Raw genomic sequence first — 6804 nt, 5'->3', positions numbered from 1 at the left:
CTCCTTACAGCCTTTTTTCACCAAAATCACTCCCTCCCTTCTTCCGAATTGCTCCGTTTTCTTCCGATAGCTCAAATATGTCACTTTTAGGGGTATACACTTTGCCAAAGTTAATAGCCCGTCGTGCTACGACTGCCCGTGTGGCTCACACTGCCTGTGCGGCTCGCACCTCATTTCCCTTACTTAAAACTCCATTCTAAAAAGTCTTTGGTGTTAAAAGCAGGATGCCAAGCGTTGTGATTAGCTCCGTAGAACTCTATGTATTCTACTTTCTTGCCAGTGCTTTTCAACGCCTCATAGGCTTCGCGCGAGTAAGTCACCGGTATCACATCATCGATATCACCGTGATAGAAACGGAATTTTGTTTTCCCTTTGAACTCACGCATACGCTCTATATTAGTCGCCCCACATATCGAGACAGCTTTGGCAAAGGTATCGGGGAAGCGATACACCATATCTAAAGTAGCAATCGCACCCATCGAAATGCCCATAATGTACACCCGCTTAGGGTCGATAGGATATGTAGCCAAAGTCTCGTCTAAAAGTTCCTTCACCAACCGCAAATGACTGGTAATGGGAGTGTCCTTTGGTAAAGGATTACCGCTTTTGTAACCTTTTTCAGGACGCTTTTCAAGCGACCAATACGCACCCTCAGGACACTGCGGGAAGAGCACAAAGCAAGGATACTTATCTCGGTTCGCAGGATTGCTAAACACCGTGCCCCCATTGCGCAACTGACTTTCATTATCGTTCCCTCTTTCGCCAGCTCCGTGCAAGAAGAGCACCAAAGGGTATTTCTTGCCTTTCTCCATTTTTTTAGGTTGAAGAAAGCGATAAGGCATACTGTTCTTTTGCTTATCCACATATACGCCTTTGGTATACGCCTCATTCTGAGCAGAAAGAGGAAAGGAAAGTAAGAGTGCTATAAAGTAAACATAATAACGGCTACTCATTATACAAAGCTTTTATCTGTTCATCGGTAAGGGCTTTGTTGTAGAAAGCGAAGTTTTCTAACTTGCCAGGGAAGGACTGTGCCCAAGTTTGTGCTTTAGCAGACGATTGAGGAGGATCGGTTTGGAAACTAAAAGTTCCTAACACCAAATCGCCCATATCGTTACAGGTAATTCGCCCCCAACCTGTAAGGGTAGTAGCAAATACTTCTTCTCCATTCTTTAATATATCAAACTTTTCAGTTTTACTATTATAGCGAAAAGTCATATGTACCCATTCATCTATTGTCCCTGAGAATTTCTTTTCTACCCATTTGTCTTTACCACCATTGCGCAAAAACACTTTAAAGCGTCCTTCACCTGCCGTTTGATTTCCATCTAAGAAAATATCGAGGTTACCCCAGAAGTTTTTAGTGTTGGAAATTGAAAAGATACCGGTACCTTTGTTCACTTGTGGGCAGTTCATCCAGAAAGCTACTGTAAAACTACCGAGGTTAGCTATCGTATCTTTCAGAGATATATCGCCTGCAAAACGCGCTGTGCGAGGGGAGATAAAAACATAAGTACCTTCACCCCCTTGGTAGGCTTTACCTTTTTTCCCTTCCGTATAGGTGATATTGCCCTTAGAGAGTGTAGGAACTTTGTAACCACTCACATTTTTCACATTGCCCTCAAAAGTAAACAAAAGCTTTTGAGGATTGTACTGAGGAATTACCTCCTCAGGATAATCGAAAGGCGGGTCTTGGTCTAAGTCTTGATAACAGCTGGTAAAAGCTATAAGACTTACCATAAAACTGATATAAAATATATACTTTTTCATTTTTAGATAAGAAATAAGAGGTAAAAGGTAAAAGATGACGTGATGTTACTTGACAGCTGACACCTAATACCTGACACCTGTTAGCTAATTAATAATCAGGATTTTGAATGAGCACACCATTAGAGCCATCTATTTGTGCTTGAGGTAAAGGCAATAAGCGGTGTTTGATTTGATAAGCGGTTTTGCCCGCGTTATGGAAGGTTTCCACATCTATACCCCAGCGTACCAAGTCGTAAAAACGATCAAACTCCATTGCGAGCTCTACACGGCGCTCGTGACGAATAGCCGTACGCAAATCACTTTGAACGGTAGTCGTAACCTCAGGAAGAATCGCATTGTTACCCGCACGAGCCCGTGCGCGCACTTGCTCTAAATAAAGGAGCGCTTGGGCACTATTACCAAGTTCGTTAGCAGCTTCAGCAGCCATTAAGAGCACATCGGAATAACGAATAAGGCGAATATTAAACCAATGTCCGCTTTTGCTATAAGTATTGCGTAAAGCGGGATTGGTATAAGCTTTTTTGTTGTAATACTTGTTTACCACGTTGCTCTGTGCTATAGGCTTTTCATTATAAGGTGCATTGGGTTGCATAGCATTGGCTTCGGCTTCACTTTTGGCAAAATAGAGCAAAGTTTCATCTTTGCGAGGGTCACCTGCTTCAAAAGCATCGGCTAAAAGCTGGGTAGGACAATTCCACCCCCAACCTAAGTTCCACTGCCCTGCTCCACGCACGCCTTGTACTTGTGCAAACTGACTACCTACCTCGTTAGAAGCAGGGTATTGTGCATTGGCAGTACACTGGAGTTCCAAGATAGACTCAGGGCAGTTTTCGCCTTCTTCCCTAAACACCTTATTGAAAGGGGTACTAAGGTTGTACAAACCACTATTAATTACATCGGTACTGGCGGTGTACATCGCTTGCCAATTAGAGCGCATCATATAGGTTTTGGCGTGCAGAGAGCGAGCTGCACCCCACGTAAGGCGACCTACATATACAGCACTCCAAGTGCGCGGCAAGGCAGCTTCGGCAGCGGTAAGATCGGCATCGATAAGTTCATAGATTTTATCAACGCTTACCTTAGGTTTATTGGCATCTTCATCTTTATAGATACGGAAATTGATAAGAGGTACTTCGCCAAAGGCGCGCACTAAGTTAAAATAGGCAAAGGCGCGGAAAAAGTGTGCTTCACCGCGGTTTATCTTATCGGAATCGGTGAGAGTACTTTGGTCAGCCTTATTGATTTTGTCGAGTACGGTATTAGCGAGATGAACCACGTCTAAATTGTCCTTGTAATAACTGTTGATATTTCCGTTACTAGCTATATAGTTAAAATCATCGAACATTGCAGCCATACCTGCATTATCGCTGGCAATAGAGCCTTTTTCGGCATCTTCACTACGAAAGCTGTGAATAGCTAAAGCTGTATTCCCTGAGGTTATAGAGAATCCGCGCAATTTGGCGTACAATGTAAACACATCGGCTTCATAAGCACCCGATACGCCATTTTGGTCGCCATCAACCCATTCGCCTTGCGGCTCTTGGTCGAACTTGTTGCAATGAGTAAAGAGGACAACACTTGCCGTCATCAATCCTATTGCTATAATATGATATATATTCTTTTTCATAATTGCTAATTGTTAATTAAAATGTAAGGTTTACCCCGTAGGTAACAATCATAGGCATAGGGTAGGTACCCGTATCAATACCGAAAGCTAAGGCGCTACCTCCTATTTCGGGTACATAGCCCGTGTTCTTATGCCAAGTTTTGAGGTTTTGCACATTGGCATAGAAGCGCAATTTCTGTACCTTGAAGCGTTGTATAACCTCTTGTGGCAAGCTATAGCCCAACTGCACGTTGCGTAAGCGGAAAAAGCTACCATCCTCTATATAGTACGATGAGTTTTCTTGATTGATAGCCCTACTGCTATCTAATATAGGTTCCCAGTTAGAAGTACCTTTGCCGTGCCAACGGTTCAAGCGGTGGGCTTGGTAGTTGAGGGTTGCATAGTTGCTCTCACCCCAACCTCGGTAAATTTCGTTGCCGTAAGCTCCCATAAACTCGGCAGAGAGATCAAAGCCTTTATAACCGAGATTTACACTAAATCCATAGGTGAAATCGGGGGTAGGGTTCCCTATCATCGTACGGTCTTTATTGTCTATCACACCATCGCCGTTTATATCTTCAAATTTGAGATCACCAGGTTTTACGGTGGCTATATTGTTAGCAGGCGAAGTATCGATATCTTCATAGGTTTGATAGACTCCTTTCACCTTATAACCATAGAAGTGCCCAATAGGGTAACCTGCCAAAGTACGCGCTACCAAATTGTGCTCGTAAAGAGCATCTTTTTCTCCTCTACCGAGTGATAGCACTTTGTTGTCGATAGTAGTAAGGTTAGCACTTGCACCATAGCTAAAACCGCTTTCTTTAAGTTGGTCTTGCCAAGAGAGTGAAAACTCCCAACCTTTGTTTTCTATTTCACCGAGGTTTTCCAAAGAGTTCTTAGCTCCAGCAATACCGCTGAGCAACACGATGAGGTCTTTGGTTTTCTTTCGATAGTACACAGGTTCTACACTGAGGCGATTGCCTAAGAAACGGAACTCAGCGCCGGCTTCCCAAGCATAAGTCTTTTCCCAACCCAAGTTTTGTACCAAATAAGAGGGCGCATACCCGGTAATAATACGGTCGCCAAAGACAGCGCTACCCGAACTACTGAGCAATGGGTAAGTAGGATAGTTCCTACCACCTGTGTTTTGGTTACCCAATACCCCCCAAGAGCCTTTTAGTTTGAGGTAGTCTACTACTTTTTGGTTTTTCATAAAGGCTTCTTCACTCACTACCCAACCTGCACCAAAGGAATAGAAATTATCCCACGTATTGCCCAAGCGGTGGAATACTGAAGCCCCATCACGACGGAAAGAAACGTTGAACAAATAGCGATTGCCGTAGTTGTACAAACTGCGCACTAAATACGACATCGTAAAACGACGATGCTGACCGCTGCCATTGGATAGATTGGTACCACTGATAGAAGAAATCCACCATTTATCGGGATTTTCGGGGATACCGAACACAATATCGTTCAGGTGTTGATTTCTACCAGCAGAAAGCGAACTATGTTCGGTATAGTTAGTAGTAAGTCCTCCAGTGAGGGTGACATTGTGATTGCCCGTTTTCTTTTTGAAGGTAAGGATATAATCCTGCTGAGTATCGATAGTGGTAGACTTAGATTGACTGATACTCTCTCGTTCAGTAAGGTTTTCTTTTATTTGGGTATCGGGGTTGTACACCCAGATGATAGGAGAGAAGGCGCGGTTTTCACCTATGCGATAATCCATAGAAAGGGTGGCTTTAAAAGTGAAATTCTTTAAGAAATCGACTTCACCATATACATTACCCGCTAAACGGTGATTCACCCCTTTGTTGTGATTGGCACGTGTTTCGACATCGATAAGCGGATTCCACACTTGAGCTCGCTGGAAGTTAGGCATAACATTTAGCAATCCTGATTGAGTGTCGTAAGGTGCTACAATAGGAGCCGCCTTTAAAGCGGTAGCTACCCCTTTGGCATCAATAGGGAGAGTGCGTGAACCGTTGGCTTGGAAACCAAAACGCAAAAAGTCGGTTACGTTGTAATCGCTGCTGAGGTTAAGGGTGTATTTGGTGAGCTTTTCGTGCTTGATAGAACCTTCTTCATCGGTATAACCTGCCCCCATATAAAAGCGTCCTTTCTCGCCTGAGGTGGCTATACTCACGTTGTGGTTGGACACCCACGCACGGCGGAAGATTTCATCTTGCCAATCGGTATTAGCTCGATAAAGTGTATAATCGAAAGGGGCAGCCCCTTTGTTAGCTAAATCCTCGTTATAGAGGGTTTTGAAGCCTTCGGCATCGGTCATTGCAACGCGGTCTTCCACAATTTTGAGTCCTACGGAAGAATTGATATTCACAATGGTTTGTCCTTTTTTGGCTTTTTTGGTGGTAATGATAATCACCCCATTGGCACCACGAACCCCAAATATAGCAAGAGAAGAGGGGTCTTTGAGGATTTCCATAGACTCGATATCCTGCGGGTTGAGGTAATTGATATTATCGGTAAAGATCCCATCGACTACGTACAGAGGTGTATAGCCGTTGATAGAGTTTGTACCGCGAATACGGATTTCGGGGTCTTGCCCTGCTCGCCCTGTATTAACGATTTGCACCCCAGCTACCTTTCCTTGGATAGAGGCTAAGGGATTGGTAGACGGACGGTCAGCAAATTCATCGGTTTTAAGACTGACAATAGAGCCTGTAAGGTCTCGTTTCTGAGCGGCTCCATACCCAATCACTACTACTTCTTTGAGCTCTTGAGTATTTTCTCTTAAAGTAACATTAATGCGGGAGCGTCCTGCTACTTTTACATTTTGGGTCTGCATACCTACGAAGCTGACTTCTAAGACGGCATTGGAGGGCACATTGGGAAGTGTATAGTGCCCTTCGAAGTCGGTAGAAGTACCCTGGGTAGTACCCTTTACAATTACGTTTGCTCCTGGAATGGGGTTTTTAGTCCCTTCTTCATAAACGGTACCTTGTACGGTAATTTGTTGAGCGTGCAGGGTAACGGTTAGAGAAAACATCAGGAAGAAAAACAATATTTTCTTTATTTCCATATGTTGTTGATTTTTTTCACCGCAAAATTGCTAAAAGTTTCTTTTGTCTCCAAAAAAAGAGCTACGTCAAAACTACTACAATGAAAAATTAACGAAATGACGTACTACGTCAAAAGTACTACAAGAAAATGCAATATTTTGATTGTTAGATATTTCTGAAAGCAAAAAAGAATAAAAAATTGAGTAAATTAGAAAATGAGAGAATTAGAAAATGGGTAGTAATAAAAAAAGGGGGGTTGACAGGTCTGACTTGTCGGACAAATCTGACTGGTTAGGATTTTCGGAAGGAAACGGAGTAATTCGGAAGAGGAGAGAGGGAGTTTTTGATGAAAAAAGGCTGTAAGCAGGGTGGGGTTAGCTTATAGAGAGCTTATAGGAA

4 protein-coding genes are annotated in these 6804 nt (G+C 43.3%); all 4 read right to left on the bottom strand.

Annotated elements, in window-relative coordinates; genetic code table 11:
- Positions 1–179 precede the first annotated feature (179 nt).
- The 4 genes from HMPREF9078_RS03065 to HMPREF9078_RS03050 all read right to left on the bottom strand — a co-directional run bounded on the left by HMPREF9078_RS03065 (position 180) and on the right by HMPREF9078_RS03050 (position 6425).
- Positions 180–953, bottom strand: a complete 774-nt coding sequence (locus HMPREF9078_RS03065; protein WP_009419280.1) for an alpha/beta hydrolase-fold protein — start codon at positions 951–953, stop codon at positions 180–182.
- A complete protein-coding gene (locus HMPREF9078_RS03060; RefSeq protein ID WP_009419279.1) occupies positions 946–1770 on the bottom strand; it encodes a LamG domain-containing protein in 825 nt (274 codons plus the stop codon). The genes HMPREF9078_RS03065 and HMPREF9078_RS03060 overlap by 8 nt, the downstream gene beginning before the upstream one ends.
- 88 nt (positions 1771–1858) lie before the next feature.
- The gene (locus HMPREF9078_RS03055) at positions 1859–3397 is read right to left on the bottom strand and encodes a RagB/SusD family nutrient uptake outer membrane protein (RefSeq protein ID WP_009419278.1); all 1539 of its coding nucleotides are present in this window, start codon (positions 3395–3397) and stop codon (positions 1859–1861) included.
- 16 nt (positions 3398–3413) lie between these two features.
- Entirely contained in the window at positions 3414–6425 is a 3012-nt protein-coding gene (locus HMPREF9078_RS03050; protein WP_009419277.1) for a TonB-dependent receptor, read from the bottom strand.
- Positions 6426–6804: the final 379 nt, after the last annotated feature.

The sequence above is a fragment of the Capnocytophaga sp. oral taxon 380 str. F0488 genome (assembly GCF_000318255.2).
Classification (GTDB): domain Bacteria; phylum Bacteroidota; class Bacteroidia; order Flavobacteriales; family Flavobacteriaceae; genus Capnocytophaga; species Capnocytophaga ochracea.
The sequence above is the reverse complement of the archived record's forward strand: the minus strand, read 5'-3'. Positions and strand labels throughout refer to the sequence as shown.

What these genes read in the sequence shown, in the direction of transcription:
- HMPREF9078_RS03065 (WP_009419280.1), bottom strand. Translation starts at nt 953, where the DNA reads ATGAGTAGCCGTTATTATGTTTACTTTATAGCACTCTTACTTTCCTTT.
- HMPREF9078_RS03060 (WP_009419279.1), bottom strand. Translation starts at nt 1,770, where the DNA reads ATGAAAAAGTATATATTTTATATCAGTTTTATGGTAAGTCTTATAGCT.
- HMPREF9078_RS03055 (WP_009419278.1), bottom strand. Translation starts at nt 3,397, where the DNA reads ATGAAAAAGAATATATATCATATTATAGCAATAGGATTGATGACGGCA.
- HMPREF9078_RS03050 (WP_009419277.1), bottom strand. Translation starts at nt 6,425, where the DNA reads ATGGAAATAAAGAAAATATTGTTTTTCTTCCTGATGTTTTCTCTAACC.